We start from the raw sequence: 16,135 nt of genomic DNA on the forward strand, positions 1-16,135 counted from the left end.
AGTGTCCGGGCAAGCCGTTCCCGACGACCGCGAATACCCTCTGAAAGGTAGGCAAGGATGAACTTTTCCGATGTGCTCAAAGGACTGAATCAGGCCTCGGCCTTCGAACTATTCCGCATGCGGGCGGCGATCAACCGGGTACTCGATCAGCCGCAGTGGGTAGACGCGATTCGTGCTCGCTTGCGCGTCGGGCAGCGCGTCGAGTACTTCGACACGCAGGCCAACGCGGCCTGCCAGGCCCAGATCCTCGAAATGCGCCGTAAGCTGGTGCTGGTGCAGGAATTGGCGACGCAGAAGCGCTGGTTGATTGACTACGCGGCGATCAACCTCGACGGTGCCGATGTCCAGATTCGCGAACAGGTGCGTCGTGGCCTCGGTCGCAATGAAGTCGCGGTCGGCGAAGTGGTCGGCTTTCTCGACCGTGAGCAGCGCGAACGCAGCGGTGAGGTCATCCGGCTCAACGACAAGACGGTGACGCTGCTCTGCGGCGGGCTGCGCTGGCGGGTTCCCTATGCCTTTCTGCACCGGATTGTCGACGGTCGCGCGATCGACGGTGAAGTGCTCGAAATCGGCGTTCAGCGTTCGCCGCCTTGATCGCGTTTTGACGCCGAGTGATCGGCGCAGAGCCGCTGATCGCCGCTCGCCTCGCCGGTCGAGGTCGTGCCGCCTGAGTTGATCGCTGTCGAAAGACGCGTCGCGCAGGGCGTCGAAGCCGGATCGTGGTGTCGCCCGGAGAAGGTGTCAGGCGATCACTCCGCCGCTGGCGCGACCGTTGACGGCAGGCCGCCAATCAGGCGGACCTCGCGTTGCGGGAAGGGGATCTGGATGCCGTTCTCGCGGAAGGCTCGCCAGATCGCCAGGTTGATCGCCGAGCGGATGCTGCCGGTACCGTTCTCGGGGTCGGTGATCCAGAACAAGAGATCGAGGTTGATGCCGCTATCGGCGAAGGCCATCAGCAGCACCTGCGGCGGCGGTTCGCTGAGTACCCGCTGGTGCGCGCGTGCCGCCTCGCCCATCAGGCGCATGGCGATATCGAGGTCGGTGCCGTAGGCGACCTGGACGCTCAACACGAAGCGCACGCGTGAATCGGTATAGGACTCGTTGCGAACGATGTTCGACACCAGGAACTCGTTGGGGATGATCACCTCGGTGCCGGTCAGCGTCCGCACCACCGTATAGCGCGCGGTGATCTGCGTCACGACGCCGGTGGTCAGCGGATCGACGGCGATGACGTTGCCGATGCGAATCGACCGGTCGAGCAGGATGATGAAGCCGCTGACGTAGTTGCTGGCGATCTTCTGCAGGCCGAAACCGAGGCCGACCGCCAGCGCGCCGCTGAAAACCGACAGCGCGGTGATGTCGATGCCGACGATCGACAGGCTCAGCAGCAGCGCCAGCACCGACAGCACGGCCTTGACCAGGCGGCTGAGGACGACGCGGATGCTGGCGTCGATGCGCTCCTTGGCCAACAGCCGGGTCTCGATGATGCCCGAGAGCCAGAGTGCGATCAGGACCGTCAAGACGACCGTCACCAGGCCGGTGAGTATCGTCCACAGGTCGAGGTGCTGCTTGCCGACGTTGAAGCTCACCTGCTGCAGCATGTCGATCAGTGGCGTTGCCAGGCCGCTGAGGTGGAGCGCCAGGCCGATCCAGATGCTGGTGGCGATGAAGCGCTCGGAGGTGGCGAGCAGGCTGCTCGGCGCGAAGGCGTGGTGTACGACGTAGATCACCGTCCTGACCAGCGCCATCGACAGCAGCAGCGGCACCGCCAGGTCCATCAGGCTGACAGGCCCAAGCTCCCAATAGCGGAAAGTCTTGCGCAGAATCAGGATCAACAGCAGCGACAGCAGTGGGAAGGCGAGGCGTTTCAGACTGCCGGTGCCGAAGGCGCGCAGGAGCCCGTGTTCGGCGTTGCTGCGCGCGTACTCCTGGCGTAGCCAGTAGCGCGCCAGGCCCCAGGCCAGCGCCAGGCAGATGAACAGCGCCAGCACCTGCCAGAGAAAGCCCGGGTCGTGAAGATCGCGCCAGAGGTCAACGAACAAGGACGCGAAGGTCGCTTTCTGGTCGGCTGTTTCGCTCATCTTGCTGACCTCGCTCATTGCCGCTCCATGGCCACCGCAAAGAAGGCATCGGTTCCGTGCTGATGCGGAAACAGTTGCAGCCGCTCGCCACAGTCGATCGAAATCTCTTGCCGCTGCAGAATCTCATGCGCCGAGCAGACGACAAACTCCGGGTGCTGCGCCAGAAAGGCCTCGACGATCGCCTCGTTCTCGGCTTCGAGAATGCTGCACGTCGCGTAGACCAGCCGACCACCCTTTTTCACCAGACGCGCCGCCGCCGCCAGAATTGTCGTCTGCTTGGCGCTTAGCTCGGCGACGCTCGCCGGCGTCTGCCGCCACTTGATGTCGGGATTGCGGCGCAGCGTTCCCAGCCCCGAACACGGCGAATCGACCAGCACGCGGTCGAGTTTGCCGGCCAGGCGCTTGATCTTGAGGTCGTTCTCGGATTCGATGCGCGCCGGATGGACGTTCGACAGGCCGGAACGCGCCAGCCGCGGCTTCATTCGGGCGAGGCGCTTGTCGGCAACGTCGAAGGCATAGAGCCGGCCCTGCGAGCGCATCAGCGCGCCGAGCAGCAACGTCTTGCCACCGGCGCCGGCGCAAAAGTCGGCGACCATTTCACCGCGTTTGGGCTGCAGCAGGAAGCCCAGCAACTGGCTACCCTCGTCCTGTACCTCGATGCTGCCGTTGATGAACAAGGGGTGTTTCGACAACGCCGGTTTGCTCGCCAGGCGGATGCCCAGCGGCGAATAGGGGCACGGCGCCGCCGCCAGCCCTTCGCCCTGCAGTCGGGCCAGTACCTCGTCGCGGCCGGCCTTCAGCGAGTTTACGCGCAGGTCGAGCGGCGCCGGCTGATTCAGGGCGGTGGCGAGTGCCTCGACTTGATCAGTGGCGAAGCGCGCCGCCAGCAACTCGTACAGCCAGTCGGGCAGATCGAGGCGAACCGCCGGCGGCAGTTCGCTGACCGGCAGCGCCTTGGCCTGCGCCAGCCAGTGCCCCTCGGCCTCGGTCAGGACGACCTCGAGCTCGCGCCGATTCATTCCCTGCAGGCACGCCAGCGCCGCCAGCAGCAGGCGCCGCGAGGTCAGCTCGCCGGCGCAGCGCGCCGACAGCGAACGCTTGCGGCGCAAGACGCTGAACACCGTTTCGGCGATGAAGCCGCGGTCGCCATGGCCGAGTTCGCGATGCTGGCGAAAGTAGTGCGAAACGACCAGGTCGGCCGGAAAGGTCGAGCGCAGCAGTTCGCCGAGCAGCGCCTGCGCATGATGAAAAAGGGCGGGACTAAAACGCGTGCGCATGGTTCAGGGTTCCTGGTTCGGGTTCTGGTGCAGCTCGATGGCTGTCGCCGTCTGGACGTAGACGGCGCCATCGCGGTCGACATACTGGATCTTCACCGGCAGCAGCGAGCGATCGTAAGCCAGCCACAGTTCGGTCGTTGAAACACCCGGCGCGCGCAGGTGCAGCGCGCGGAAGTTGCCGGCGGGCGTCTCGAGGTCTTCGTCGCCGACGACTTCGATGCGGTATTGCCCGTACTTCTTGCCGGTGGCGACTGGCAAGACGCTGCCGCTGACCAGATCGGGGCGCAAAGCCAACTGGTAATGAAACGACAGCAGGTCCTGCGTGCCTGGGAGCAAGGGCTGCGCTGGCCGATTGCCGACACGAAGCAGCATCTGCTGCCAGTCGAAGTCGGCGTGCTCACCGGTCTCGACGCCCTTGCGGCGGGTGACGAAGCGCTCGGGCACCAGGCCGGCCGGAGTGACGCGGCCGCGGCTCTCGAGTTCGATGCGCAGCGGCTTGAACAGCGCCACCAGGCCGCTGGTTTCGGTGACCGCGGTGATTCGGTAGGCGCCATCGGCGATTTCCCAGTCGTGCGTCGCCCGGCCGATCTCGAAGCCCTGCTCACCGCGGTCGACGCGGTAGCTGATCTTGCCGCGCGCCGGCATCAGCAAGGCGGCGGCGGGTGGCGCCGGCGCTGGCAACTGCTCGGCGGCTGACTCCCCCGTCGCTGCTTGTTCCGGCAGCGTCGGCTCGCCGACGGGAGCTGGCGCAGGCAGCGCTGCCGGGACCAGCGTTGGCGAATCGGCTACGCTGAGCACCGGCCTTGGGCTCGCTGCTGGCTGCGGCTGGCGCTTCTTGCTGCGGATCCTGGCCGCTTTGGCGACCGGTTTTGGCGGCGAATGCAGTGGTGCCGCGAGTGGCGCCTGTGGCGGCCGCTCGCGGGGCGGTGGCGGCTGCAATTCTGCCAGCAGGGGAGGTAACGGCTCGCTGGCGGTCGACAAGTCGAAATCAGGACCAAAAAGAAGCAGAGCGTGCATCCCGAGCGACGCGGCGAAAGCGATGATCAGGACGATGGGCATCGGCTGGCCGGCTTGGCGACTCAGCCTCCGGCCGCTTGCGGAGCGATCAGCGCCGCGGCGCCATCCTGCGGCGAGTCGAAGACGACGCGTCCGTCGGCCAGGCGCAGGCGCGCTTCGGCAAACCAGCGAACGGCCAGTGGATAAACGCGATGCTCCTGCGCCAGGACGCGCGCGGCCAGCGTCGCTTCGTCGTCGCCGTCGAGGACCGGCACCGCGGCCTGGACGACGATCGGTCCGTGATCGAGATCGGGGGTCACGAAATGGACCGTGCAGCCGTGAATTCGCAGGCCCTCGGCGAGCGCCCGGCGGTGCGTGTGCAGCCCTGGAAAGCTCGGCAAAAGCGAGGGATGGATGTTCAGCAGTCGTCCCTGGTAGTGACGGACAAAAGCTTCGCCGAGAATGCGCATGAAGCCGGCGAGCACCACCAGGTCTGGCGCAAAGTGGTCGATGGCGGCGGCCATCGCCGTGTCGAATTCTTCGCGGCTGGCAAACTGGCGGTGGTCGACCACCGCGGTCGGCACGCCGCAGGCACTGGCGGTATTGAGTCCGCTGGCGTCGGGGCGGTTGGCGAGAACGCCGACGATGTGCGCCGGCAGCGCTCCCGAGTCAGCGGCAGCGAGCAGCGACGCCATGTTGCTGCCGCGTCCCGAGATCAGGATGACGACGCGGATCATGCCTCGGACCGGCGGTGCTGCAACCAGCCGACGAACAGCGGCAGCAGCGAAATGACGATGATCGCGACGATCACCAGCGTCAGGTTTTTCTGAATCCACGGCATATTGCCGAACCAGTAGCCGAGCAGCGTCAGCGAGCCGACCCACGACACGCCGCCGATCAGGTTGAAGAAGGTGAAACGCGCGTAAGTCATTGCGCCAATTCCGGCGACGAAGGGCGCGAAGGTGCGAAACAGCGGCAGGAAACGCGACATGATCAGCGTCTTGCCGCCGTGCTTCTCGTAAAAGGCGTGCGTCTTGTCGAGCGCCGCCTTGTTGAAGAAGCGCGATTGTTCCCAGTGGAAGACCTTGGGCCCGAGATAGCGGCCAATCTGGTAGTTGAGCATATTGCCGAGGACCGCCGCGGCCATCAGGACGATCAGCAGGATGCCGATCTCCATGCCACCGAGCGCCGCCAGCGCGCCAGCGACGAAAAGCAGCGAGTCGCCGGGCAGGAAGGGCGTGACGACGAAACCCGTCTCGCTGAAGATGATCACGAAGAGGATCGCGTAGATCCACGACCCGTATTGCTGGACCAGCATGGCCAGGTGCTTGTCGAGATGCAGGACAATGTCGATGAAATAAGTCAGGTATTCCATGGGCGGGAGAATGGCGGGAAGATTATGGAAGAGGCCAGCGAGCAGCCAGGGAGAAGCGAGGCCAGCCGGCTAGAGCCAGGCGCAGGCAGGCGTAAGGCGCGATTCTACCGGAAGCACGGCCGCCTCGCTGCCCTGCTTGCCGCGCCGCGCCATGCGCGGCTTGGCGACGGTCCGGCGAAGTTCGCTACGCAGGCCGCGGCGGCCGCTTCAGTACGGGCGCCGCTCGCCCGGCGGCCGCGTCTTGAAGCGGCGATGGACCCAGTAGTACTGCTCGGGCATGGTCCGTACGGCGGCCTCGATCCAGGCGTTCATGCGCCGCGTATCGGCCTCGACGTCGTCGCTCGGGAAGTTGGCCCACGGCTCGCCGACCTCGACCGCGTAGCCCTGGCCAGCGGGCAGGATGCGCGTCACGCAGGGAACGACGGTCGCGCCGGCGAGCCGCGCCAGCCGCGACAGGCCCGGGATGGTCGCCGCCTGGACGCCGAAAAAAGGGACGAAGATCGAATCCTTGCCGCCGAAATCCATGTCCGGCAGGTAGTACAGCGGTCGACCCGCCTTCATCGCCCGGACGCTGGCACGCACGCTCTCCTGGCGCGAGAGCAGCAGTTGATCGCCAAAGCGCTGGCGACCGCCGAGCAACAGGGCGTCGAAGACCGGGTCCGACTGCACGGCGTAGATGCTCGCGCAGTCAAAGCGCATGGCGATCGCCGCGCCGCCGGCGTCGAGGCCAAGAAAATGCGGCGTCAGCATCAGCACCGGCCGACCGGCGTCGACCAGCGCGCGCAGCCGCTCTTCGCCGTTGACCTGCAGCAGCGGCGACAGCCGCTGCGGACTCGCCCACCACAGCAGCGAACGCTCGAGCATGCTGCGACCGAGAACCTTGAAATGTTCCTTCGCCAGGCGCCGCCGCTGGGCGTCGTCGAGTTCAGGGAAACACAGGCGCAGATTGACCAGCACGATATGCCGGCGCCTGCCAGCCAGCGCGAACAGCGTGCGACCCAGGCCCTGGCCGAGCCAAGCCAGCACCGACAAGGGCAGGAAATGCAGCAGCCACAGGAAGGCGACGAGCAAGCGCCTCAGCATGGGCTGGCAGCTCGCGTCCGCGCCGTCGGGCGCTGGCGGTCTTGAGAAAGTTGGGTCATGGCGGGGCGGTGACGCAGCGGGTCGCCGGGCAGGTCGGCAAGCGCCGTGGCGCAGTCGAGGAGTTGAAAGTGAGGGGAGGGGGCAAGGCGGCGTATTGTACTTTCATTCGATTGCCGGCCATGCCGTTTTCCGGGCGGCGACCTTTACTCGATCGGCAAGCCTTGGCGCTCAAGCCGCAACGCGATGCGGTCATGGTCTCTGTCCCGTCAGCAAGAGGATGTGGGCTTGCGCTGGATCCCGTCCTTGCCAACGAAGTGACGGCGGTGGTGGTGGCGACGGTGGTATGCCATTGGCCGCCAGCTGAGGTCGCCTGCTGGCGGCTTGGCGGCGACACGCATCACCGGTGTACATAAAAAAAGCCCGCCGAAGCGGGCTCCTTGTTCGTTGTTGCGACTACACGATTCTACGGCGGCCGAGTGCGAGTCCGACCAGGCCAAGGCCGATCAGGGCGATGCTGGCAGGCTCTGGAACCTGCTGGAGAAAACCGCGAATCTCGCCACCGCCGAAAACCGATGTGTGGATGTTGAAATACGACTTGCCCTGCGCCATGCCTGCGAACAGGGCCGTCTCTGCCGCAGCCGTCGTCCCGCCATTGGCCGTGATGAACGCGGCGTTGTACGAGGTAGCCAGCATCATGTCGAAGGTCTTGTCATAGAGCCCGCTCATGACGCCCGCGGGGAAATCAAGAAACGTCGGTGTGCGGGTGGCTACTCCGGCGGTCCCGACCATGGCGGTTGTCGTGCAGCAGTGAATGTGCGCCGCGGTCGTAGTGCCGGTCAGGCCGGAAAACGTCGCCTCTACTCGCATGCTGTGCAGTACGTCATCATAGGTCACGATGGCGCTGCCGAATCCGGGCGATGCATTGGGCAGAGCCTCGTTCGCGCCATTGAGATCGGCGTGATAGGTGATGATTGTCGCCTGCGCGACAGGAGCGGCGACGAGGATCGCAGCGGCCATCGTCAGAGCACAAACTGAACGTTTCATGGGGTCTCCCGTTGTTCATTGAGCAAAGTTCGAATGTTCGACTGCGCGGCTATCGGCGTTCGCATCGGCAGCAGCGCCAATTGGCGGCAAGCACAAAACGGGCCCGCGAGCTCTGCACTAATCGAATCAATGGCTTGCAAAGCTTCCGAGATACCCACTATGGGTATAGTGTAAAATTTGTCGACAGTGTTACGCGTTTGCCGCGCGTCGGTACGGGATGGTCTCGATCGGGCGCGAGCACAAAGCCTTGGCCACCGCTGATTCAGGCGCGCTCGAGGCGGACGGCGCAGTACTTGAACTCGGGAATCTTGCCGACCGGGTCGAGGACCGGGTTGGTCAGGCGGTTGGCAGCGGCTTCGTGAAAGCAGAACGGTAGCCACACCGACCCTGGGGCGACCGCCGGATCGGAGTGGGCGATGGCCTCGATGGCGCCGCGGCGGGTGACCAGGCGAACGCGCTCGCCTTCGCCGAGACCGTGCCGCCGCAGGTCTTCGTCGCTGACCGTGACCACCGCCTCGGATTCGAGCGCATGGAGTGCGCTGCTGCGCCGCGTCATCGCGCCGGTATGCCAATGTTCGAGCAGGCGCCCGGTCGACAACACCAGCGGGTAATCGGGCGATGGCTGTTCGTCGGGCGCTAGCAGCGCGGCGGGAACGAAGCCGGCGCGGCCACTCGGCGTCGGGAAGCCGTCGCCGAAGACGACGTCGACGCCGGGCTGGTCGTCACCCGCGCAGGGGTAGGTGACCGACGCTTCGCGCTCGATCCGCGCACGGCTGATGTGGGCCAGCGACGGCATCGCGACGCGCATCTCGGCGTAGATTGCCGCCGGGCCGTCGTAGGACCAGTCGAGGTCGAGGCGACGCGCCAGCTCCTGGATGATCCACCAGTCGGGCCGGGTCTCGCCGGGCAAGGGCAGCGCCTGGCGGCCGAGTTGCAGCTGTCGGTTGGTGTTGGTCACGGTGCCTTCCTTTTCCGGCCAGGACGACGCCGGCAGAACGACATCGGCATAGATCGCCGTCTCGGTGAGGAACAGGTCCTGCACCACCAGATGTTCGAGCGACGCCAGCGCCTGCCGCGCGTGCCCTAGGTCCGGGTCGGACATCGCCGGGTTTTCGCCGACGATGTACATGCCCCGAATCGTGCCGGCGGCAGCGGCGTTGATGATCTCGACGACGGTCAGCCCCGGTTGCGGGTCGAGAGCGGTGTTCCAGAGTTTCTCGAAGCGTTGCCTGTTACTGGCCAGCGAAATCGGCTGGTAGTCGGGCAGGACCATCGGGATCATGCCCGCGTCGGAGGCGCCCTGGACGTTGTTCTGCCCACGCAGGGGATGCAGGCCGGTTCCCGGGCGGCCGATGTGGCCGGTCATCAAGGCCATGGCGATCAGGCAGCGAGCGTTGTCGGTGCCATGCGCGTGTTGCGAAATTCCCATCCCCCAGAAGATCATCGACGCCTGCGAACGCGCGTACAGCCTCGCCACCTCGCGGATCGTGCCGGCGGCGATGCCGCAGACCTCGGCCATCGTTTCCGGGCTGTAGGCGGCCAGGTGCGCGCGCATCTCGTCGAAACCGCTGGTGTAGCGGGCGATGTAGGCCGCGTCGAAGAGTTCCTCGTCGACGATCGTGTGCAGCAGCGCGTTGAGCAGTGCGACATCGGTACCGGGGCGAAACTGCAGCGTCTGCTCGGCAAAGCGCGCCAGGCCATGGCGGCGTGGGTCGATGACGATCAGCCGCGTTCCTCGGCGCGCGGCACGCTTGAAGAAGGTCGAGGCGACCGGGTGGTTGGCTTCGGGATTGCAGCCGATCAGGATCGCCACTTCGGCATGGTCGATCTGCATGAACGACGCCGACACCGCGCCCGAGCCGACGCCTTCGATCAGCGCCGCCACCGACGACGCGTGACACAGTCGCGTGCAGTGGTCGACGTTGTTGGTGGCGAAGCCGGTACGCACCAGCTTCTGGAACAGGTAGGCCTCTTCGTTGCTGCACTTGGCCGAGCCGAAGCCGGCCAGTGCGCCGCCACCGTGTTGCTCGCGGATCGATCGCAGCCCCGCGGCAGCGCGCTGCAAGGCTTCCTGCCAGCTCGCTTCGCGAAAATGCGTGTACGGATTGGCCGGGTCGAAGGCCGCGTCGGCGACCTTGGGCGCGTCGTCGCGACGGATCAGCGGCTTCAGCAAGCGCTGCGGCGAGTGTACGTAGTCGAAGCCGAAGCGCCCCTTGACGCACAGGCGGCCACGGTTGGCCGGACCGTTGCGGCCGGTGACGGCGATGATCTGCTCACGACGCAGCTGGTAGTCGATCTGGCAGCCGACGCCGCAGTAAGGGCAGACGCTGGCGACGACGCGGTCGACGCGCTCACCGGCGGCGAGCAGTCCGCTGCCGTCGGCCGCCAGCATCGTCGTCGCCATCAGCGCGCCGGTCGGGCACGCCTGCACGCATTCGCCACAGCCGACGCAGCTCGAATCGCCCATGGCGTCGTCAAGATCGAAAACGATCTTCGCCGCGGCGCCACGACCGGCCATGCCGATGACGTCGTTGGCCTGGATGTCGCGGCAAGCCTGCACGCAGAGCTGGCAGTGAATGCACGCGTCGAGTTGCACGGTCATTGCCGGGTGGCTGCGGTCGGCGACGCGCGGGGCAGTGTTCGCCGTCGTCGTGCGTTGCGGGAAACGGCTGCCTGGCAATTCCAGCTCGCCGGCCCAGTGCCAGAACAGCGCGTTGCGATCGTGTGCCTGTGCGCGGGGCGGCTGGTCGGCAAGCAGCAGTTCCATGACCAGGCGCCGGCTGTTCAGGGCGCGTTCGGAGGTCTCGCTGCGCACCTCCATCCCGTCGCTGACCTGGCGGCTGCAACTCGCTGCGAGGTTGCGCTCGCCGTCGATCTCGACCATGCACGCGCGGCAGTTGCCGCCCGGCCGATAGTCGGGCGCCGCGTGTGTGCATAAATGAGGAATCGTCGTTCCGGCACGCCTGGCGGCCTGCCAGATTGTTTCGCCGGGCAGCGCCGTCAGCTGCCGACCATCGAGAGCAAAGCGGATCGGCGTCGCTGGCACGGTTTCACTCATCACGCTTCCTCGTCAGCTGTGCCAGCGGGAAATACTGCAGCGCCGTGGTGAGAGGATTAGGCGCCGCCTGACCGAGGCCGCAGATCGACGCGTCGCGCATCACCGCGGCCAGTTCGCCGAGTAGTTCGACGTCCAGTTCAGGTGCCTCGAACAGCGCCAGCATCTTCTCGGTGCCGATGCGGCACGGCGTGCACTGGCCGCAACTCTCGTCGGCGAAGAATTCGAGCAGCGCCTGCACCACGGCGCGCAGGTCGTCGCGGTCGGAGAGCACGATCACCGCCGCCGAACCGATCAGGCCGCCGTGTTTCTCGAGTTCGCCGAAGTGCAGCGGCAGCTCGGCCAGGCGGGCGGGCAGAATGCCGCCCGAGGCCCCACCCGGCAGGTAGGCCAGCAGTTGCTGTCCATCGGCCATGCCGCCGCAGTACTCGTCAATCAGCTGGCGCGCGCTGATTCCCGCCGGCGCCTGCTTGACGCCGGGTTGGCGGACGCGGCCGGAGACCGAGTAGCTGCGCAGACCGGCAAAGCGCTCGCTGCCCAGCGCCGCGAAACGCGCGCCGCCGGTCGCGATAATCGTCGGCACCAGCGCCAGCGTCTCGACGTTGTTGACCAGCGTCGGACGTCCGAACAGCCCGGCCTCGGCGACGTAGGGCGGCCGTTGTCGGGGATAGCCGCGCTTGCCCTCGATCGACTCGATCAGCGCCGATTCCTCGCCGCAAATGTAGGCGCCGGCACCGCGCCGCAAGTCGATGAAGCCCGGCTCGACGAGCGCGGCCGCTTCGAGCGTGGCAATCTCGCGGGCCAGTAGCGCGTGCGCGGCGGGGTATTCGTCGCGCAGGTAGATCCAGCAGCGCTCGGCAGCGATACACGTCGCCGCCAGCAGCAGACCATCGAGGAACTGGTGCGTCTGCTGCTCGAGGATCAAGCGGTCCTTGAAGGTTCCCGGCTCGCCCTCGTCGGCGTTGCAGACCAGATAGCGCGGCGCCGGCGCGGCGCCGACCAGGCGCCACTTGCGCGCGCTCGGAAAGCCTGCACCACCCATGCCGCGCAGGCCGGCGGCGTCGAGTTCGGCGAGGACCGTTGCAGCTTGCAGCGAACCGTCGCGCAGCGCCTGCAGCTGCTGGTAACCGCCGCGTTCGCGGTAGGCCGCCAGGCTCTCGCCGCTGGCCGGCAGGGGGGAAAATTCGCCGGCGTCGATCAGCGCCAGAACAGTGGCCGCGTTGGCGCCATCCGCGTGGCGTTTGCCGACCTGCACCACCGGTGCGAGATCGCAGCGGCCCATGCATGGCGCGCGCAGGACTCGCGCCCGCGTCGGCGGCAGTTGTTCGCGCAAGGACGCAGCGAGTGGCAAGGCGCCCTGCAGCCGGCAGCTGAGGCCGTCGCAGACGCGTACGGCGAGTGTCGGCGCCGGCTCGCTGTCGTCGCAGACGTCGAAGTGAGCGTAGAAGGTCGCCGTCTCGTACACCTCGGCGACGCCGATGCGCAGCAGAGCAGCCAGCGCCACGAGGTCGGCCGCGCGCAGGCAGCCGCGCGAGTCCTGTAGTCGGTGCAGGTGTTCGAGCAAGAGGTCACGGCGTAGCGGCAAGCCGCGCAGCAGTTCGGCGACCGCGTCGCGCGCGGCGGCGTCGACCCGTCGCCCGCGGCGCTGCCCGCGTCCCTTGCGTCGTCCTGCGACAGCTTGCTCGCTGCTGTTCATCCGCTGGCTCCCCGACTCGAAGCGGCCATGCTAACAAACGCGCGCCTTGCCGACGGGGAAATCAATGGCGGCAACTCGCAGCCAGTGCTCCGCCTGGCCGAGTCAATGCTTGCCTTACTGAGAAAGCGGCGGCCGCAACTCACGAATCCCCTTCTCGCCGCGGCGAGAGAGGGACCATGGCCTTGCGCGCGAGGGGGATTTCCGGGAGCATGCTAACTGCCCGTCGAACGACTCCGGCGTGCCAGCCGGAAGGCTTCCACGCGGCAAAAATTGTGAGTAATGGCGAGTAGTTGCGGGTAATTTTGAGTAATTGACCTGTATCAACGACTACTCACCGGTCGGAGCGTAAACCGTCATCGCGGCTCGGCGTTTTGCCGGCTGCGCGATCAAGGTGGAGGAACCTGAAACATGAAGAATCATCGCAGTTTGCGTAGTGTCGGAATTTTTCTTGTCGCCGCGTTGCCATTGGCATTGAGCAGCGCCTTTGCGCAGGATAAAGCAGCGAAACCGGTTGCAGAGGTTGAACAGAGCTATCAGGGCGGCGCATCGTCGCCGGTCGGCGACACTGAAATGCATCACAACATCAACCCGAAAGCGCCTCCGATGACCAAGGAGGAGTTCGAGAAAGCCAAGAACATCTACTTTCAACGCTGCGCTGGTTGCCATGGCGTTCTCCGTAAGGGCGCCACCGGCAAACCGCTGACCACCGACAACACGCTGGCCAACGGCACCGAGTATCTGAAGGTTTTCATCACCTACGGCTCGGCCGGCGGGATGCCGAACTGGGGGACTTCCGGCGATCTGACAGAAGCCGAAGTCGACATGATGGCGCGCTACGTTCAGCAGGAACCGCCGGTGCCGCCGGAATGGGGCATGAAGGAGATGATGGCGTCGCTGAAGATCGTCGTGCCGCCCGAGCAGCGCCCGACCAAGAAGATGAACGACCTCGATCTCGAGAACCTCTTCTCGGTGACGCTGCGCGATGCGGGCAAGATCGCGCTGATCGACGGCAAGACCAAGAAGATCGTCAAGATTCTGCCGACCGGCTACGCCGTACACATTTCGCGGATGTCGAAGTCCGGGCGCTACCTGTACGTGATCGGTCGTGATGCGCGCATCAACCTGATCGATCTGTGGATGCCCGAGCCGACCAACGTCGCCGAGATCAAGGTTGGTCTCGAAGCGCGTTCGGTCGAGACCTCGAAGTACAAGGGCTACGAGGACAAGTACGCGATCGCCGGCACCTACTGGCCGCCGCAGTACGTGATCATGGACGGTGACACGCTGAATCCGCTGAAGATCGTATCGACGCGCGGGACGACGGTCGATACGCAGGAATACCATCCCGAGCCGCGTGTGGCGTCGATCGTCGCTTCGCACTTCAATCCCGAGTTCATCGTCAATGCCAAGGAAACCGGCAAGATCATGGCCGTGAACTACTCGGACCTCAACAACCTGAAGGTCACGACCATCAACGCCGCGCGTTTCCTGCATGATGGCGGCTTCGACTCGACCGGCCGCTACTTCATGGTTGCTGCCAATGCCTCGAACAAGATCGCCGTGGTCGATACCAAGGAAGACAAACTGGCGGCCCTGATCGACGTCGGCAAGATCCCGCATCCGGGACGCGGCGCCAATTTCGTCCATCCCAAGTTTGGTCCGGTATGGGCGACCAGCGACCTCGGTGACGAGGGAATCAGCGTCATCGGCACGGACCCGGTCAAGCACAAGGCGCAGGCCTGGAAGGTCGTGCAAACGCTCAAGGGGCAGGGCAGCGGCTCCTTGTTTATCAAGACGCATCCGAAATCGACCAATCTTTGGGTCGATACGCCGCTCAATCCGGAAGCCAAGATCAGTCAGTCGGTTGCCGTCTTCGACATCAAGAACCTCGACAAGGGCTTTGAAGTCCTGCCGATCGGTGATTGGGCCGACCTCGGTGACGATGGCGCCAGGCGCATTGTCCAGCCCGAGTACAACCGGGCCGGCGACGAAGTCTGGTTCTCGGTGTGGAGCGCCAAGGACAAGAAGTCGGCACTGGTCGTCGTCGACGACAAGACGCGCAAGCTGAAAGCGGTGATCAAGGATCCGGAACTGATCACGCCGACCGGCAAGTTCAACGTCTTCAACACCCAGCACGACGTTTATTGAGTCAATGTGAAAGTCGCACAAGCGACTCACAAAGCTCCCTTCTCCCCTCGCGGGAGAAGGGTTGGGGAAGAGGGGCAACGGTCATGACTTTCATGATTTGGGGTGTTTCCACGGGTCCTGACCGTTAGCCGCGTACTGGCCGCCGTCGCCCCTTGGGGTGATGGCGGACGAGCAGCTTCTATCGCCCGATTTATCGGGCGATTTTTTGCTCGCGCTCCAGCGGCATGACACCCGCGCCGCTGGCTACGTGCAGGGTGCGCGTCGGGAAGGCTATTTCGGCGCCGTTCCGAGCGACGATTTCGGCAACCTTCAGCAGCACGTCCTGCTTGATCTCGTGGTATTCGACCCATACCGTCGTTCGCGTAAAGGTATAGACCAGGATGTCCAGCGAGCTTGCCGAGAACTGGTCGAAGTTGACGATCATCGTTTGCTGCTGATCGATTTCGCGGTGAGCGCGTAACATCGCCTTGATGTCGGCGGCGATGGCGGCGACCTTGCCGATGTCGTCGTAACGTACTCCGACCATTTCCTTGATCCGGCGATTGCTCATGCGCGACGGATTCTCCAGCGCAATCTGCGTGAAGATCCCGTTCGGGATGTACAGCGGGCGCTTGTCGAAGGTGCGGATGCGCGTCAGACGCCAGCCGATCTCTTCGACGGTGCCCTCGATTTCCTTGTCGGGCGAGCGGATCCAGTCGCCTACTTCGAAGGGGCGATCGAGGTAAACCATCAGGCCGCCAAAGAAATTGGCGAGCAGATCCTTGGCCGCGAAGCCGACCGCGACGCCGCCGATGCCGCCAAAGGCGAGGACGCCGGAGATCGAGAAACCGAGGCTTTGCAGCCCGACCAGGACGGCGGTGATCAGCACCGATACGTGCAGCAGTTTACCGATGGCGTCGACCGTCGTGCGATCGATCGACTCGCCGCGCGCCAGGCGCTGGTCGATGATGCTGTCTTGGACGTTGCCGACGAAACGCACCAGAAACCAGGCGATACAGGCGATGACGCCGATGGTACGTAGCGGGTCGATGATCTCGAAGATCGTCGCCTCGGTACCCGCCTCGACAATCCGCGCCGCAAAACACAGGCCGAGCAGCCACGCCAGGACGGTCAGTGGCTGGCGCAGCGCCGAGACCAGCGCGTTGTCCCACGGTGTGGCGGTCAGGCGCGTGCGTGCTTCAAGTTTGGCCAGCACGCGGCGCAGGATGAAGTTCGCCACGACCACGCCGAGGACGACCAGAAATACCTCCAGGGCAAGGATCGTCGTCGTGTCGCCCTGCGCCAGGCGCTCAAGCATCTTTTCCAGCCAGTCCATCTTCATGTGCTTGTTCCGGGTTTCTCCAGGCCGTGCATTCTAAGGTACCGGCCTGCGATCGGCCC

General features: G+C 65.3%; 12 protein-coding genes. 2 read left to right on the top strand and 10 right to left on the bottom strand.

The features are described 5' to 3' along the window. Window positions 1-57: 57 nt before the first annotated feature. Window positions 58-594 carry a hypothetical protein gene (locus tag QZ656_RS02640; protein ID WP_291991917.1) on the top strand — a complete coding sequence of 179 codons (537 nt, stop codon included), beginning with the start codon at window positions 58-60 and terminating at the stop codon, window positions 592-594. Between the two features lie 155 nt (window positions 595-749). Here the strand turns inward: QZ656_RS02640 and QZ656_RS02645 are convergent, their stop codons facing one another. From QZ656_RS02645 to QZ656_RS02685, 9 genes are all read right to left on the bottom strand, one after another. After that, entirely contained in the window at window positions 750-2,099 is a 1,350-nt protein-coding gene (locus QZ656_RS02645; RefSeq protein ID WP_291991918.1) for a mechanosensitive ion channel domain-containing protein, read from the bottom strand. Continuing rightward, window positions 2,096-3,358 (bottom strand): RsmB/NOP family class I SAM-dependent RNA methyltransferase, encoded by a 1,263-nt coding sequence (locus tag QZ656_RS02650; protein ID WP_291991919.1) that lies wholly within the window; start codon window positions 3,356-3,358, stop codon window positions 2,096-2,098. The genes QZ656_RS02645 and QZ656_RS02650 overlap by 4 nt, the downstream gene beginning before the upstream one ends. A gap of 3 nt (window positions 3,359-3,361) precedes the next feature. Next, the gene (locus QZ656_RS02655) at window positions 3,362-4,417 is read right to left on the bottom strand and encodes a DUF3108 domain-containing protein (protein ID WP_291991920.1); all 1,056 of its coding nucleotides are present in this window, start codon (window positions 4,415-4,417) and stop codon (window positions 3,362-3,364) included. Between the two features lie 20 nt (window positions 4,418-4,437). Continuing rightward, window positions 4,438-5,091 carry a phosphoribosylglycinamide formyltransferase gene (gene purN / locus QZ656_RS02660; protein ID WP_291991921.1) on the bottom strand — a complete coding sequence of 218 codons (654 nt, stop codon included), beginning with the start codon at window positions 5,089-5,091 and terminating at the stop codon, window positions 4,438-4,440. Continuing rightward, window positions 5,088-5,729, bottom strand: coding sequence for a DedA family protein (locus QZ656_RS02665; RefSeq protein WP_291991922.1), 642 nt, complete (start codon window positions 5,727-5,729; stop codon window positions 5,088-5,090). The genes purN and QZ656_RS02665 overlap by 4 nt, the downstream gene beginning before the upstream one ends. Window positions 5,730-5,936: 207 nt before the next feature. Next, window positions 5,937-6,812, bottom strand: a complete 876-nt coding sequence (locus tag QZ656_RS02670) for a lipid A biosynthesis acyltransferase (RefSeq protein ID WP_291991923.1) — start codon at window positions 6,810-6,812, stop codon at window positions 5,937-5,939. A gap of 453 nt (window positions 6,813-7,265) precedes the next feature. Beyond that, window positions 7,266-7,856, bottom strand: a complete 591-nt coding sequence (locus QZ656_RS02675; protein ID WP_291991924.1) for a CHRD domain-containing protein — start codon at window positions 7,854-7,856, stop codon at window positions 7,266-7,268. A 262-nt stretch (window positions 7,857-8,118) separates the two neighbouring features. Then, window positions 8,119-10,914, bottom strand: coding sequence for a formate dehydrogenase subunit alpha (gene fdhF, locus QZ656_RS02680; RefSeq protein ID WP_291991925.1), 2,796 nt, complete (start codon window positions 10,912-10,914; stop codon window positions 8,119-8,121). Beyond that, window positions 10,907-12,607, bottom strand: coding sequence for an NADH-ubiquinone oxidoreductase-F iron-sulfur binding region domain-containing protein (locus tag QZ656_RS02685; RefSeq protein WP_291991926.1), 1,701 nt, complete (start codon window positions 12,605-12,607; stop codon window positions 10,907-10,909). Before QZ656_RS02685 ends, fdhF begins: the two co-directional genes overlap by 8 nt. Before the next feature lie 408 nt (window positions 12,608-13,015). Between QZ656_RS02685 and QZ656_RS02690 the strand changes: the two genes are divergently transcribed. Continuing rightward, window positions 13,016-14,755 carry a nitrite reductase gene (locus QZ656_RS02690; protein WP_291991927.1) on the top strand — a complete coding sequence of 580 codons (1,740 nt, stop codon included), beginning with the start codon at window positions 13,016-13,018 and terminating at the stop codon, window positions 14,753-14,755. Between the two features lie 190 nt (window positions 14,756-14,945). Here QZ656_RS02690 and QZ656_RS02695 read toward each other — a convergent pair whose 3' ends face one another. Next, a complete protein-coding gene (locus QZ656_RS02695; protein WP_291992116.1) occupies window positions 14,946-16,070 on the bottom strand; it encodes a mechanosensitive ion channel family protein in 1,125 nt (374 codons plus the stop codon). Between the last annotated feature and the right edge of the window lie 65 nt (window positions 16,071-16,135).

Origin of the sequence: Candidatus Accumulibacter sp. ACC003 (assembly GCF_907163085.1) — a bacterium.
In the GTDB taxonomy this organism is placed as follows: domain Bacteria; phylum Pseudomonadota; class Gammaproteobacteria; order Burkholderiales; family Rhodocyclaceae; genus Accumulibacter.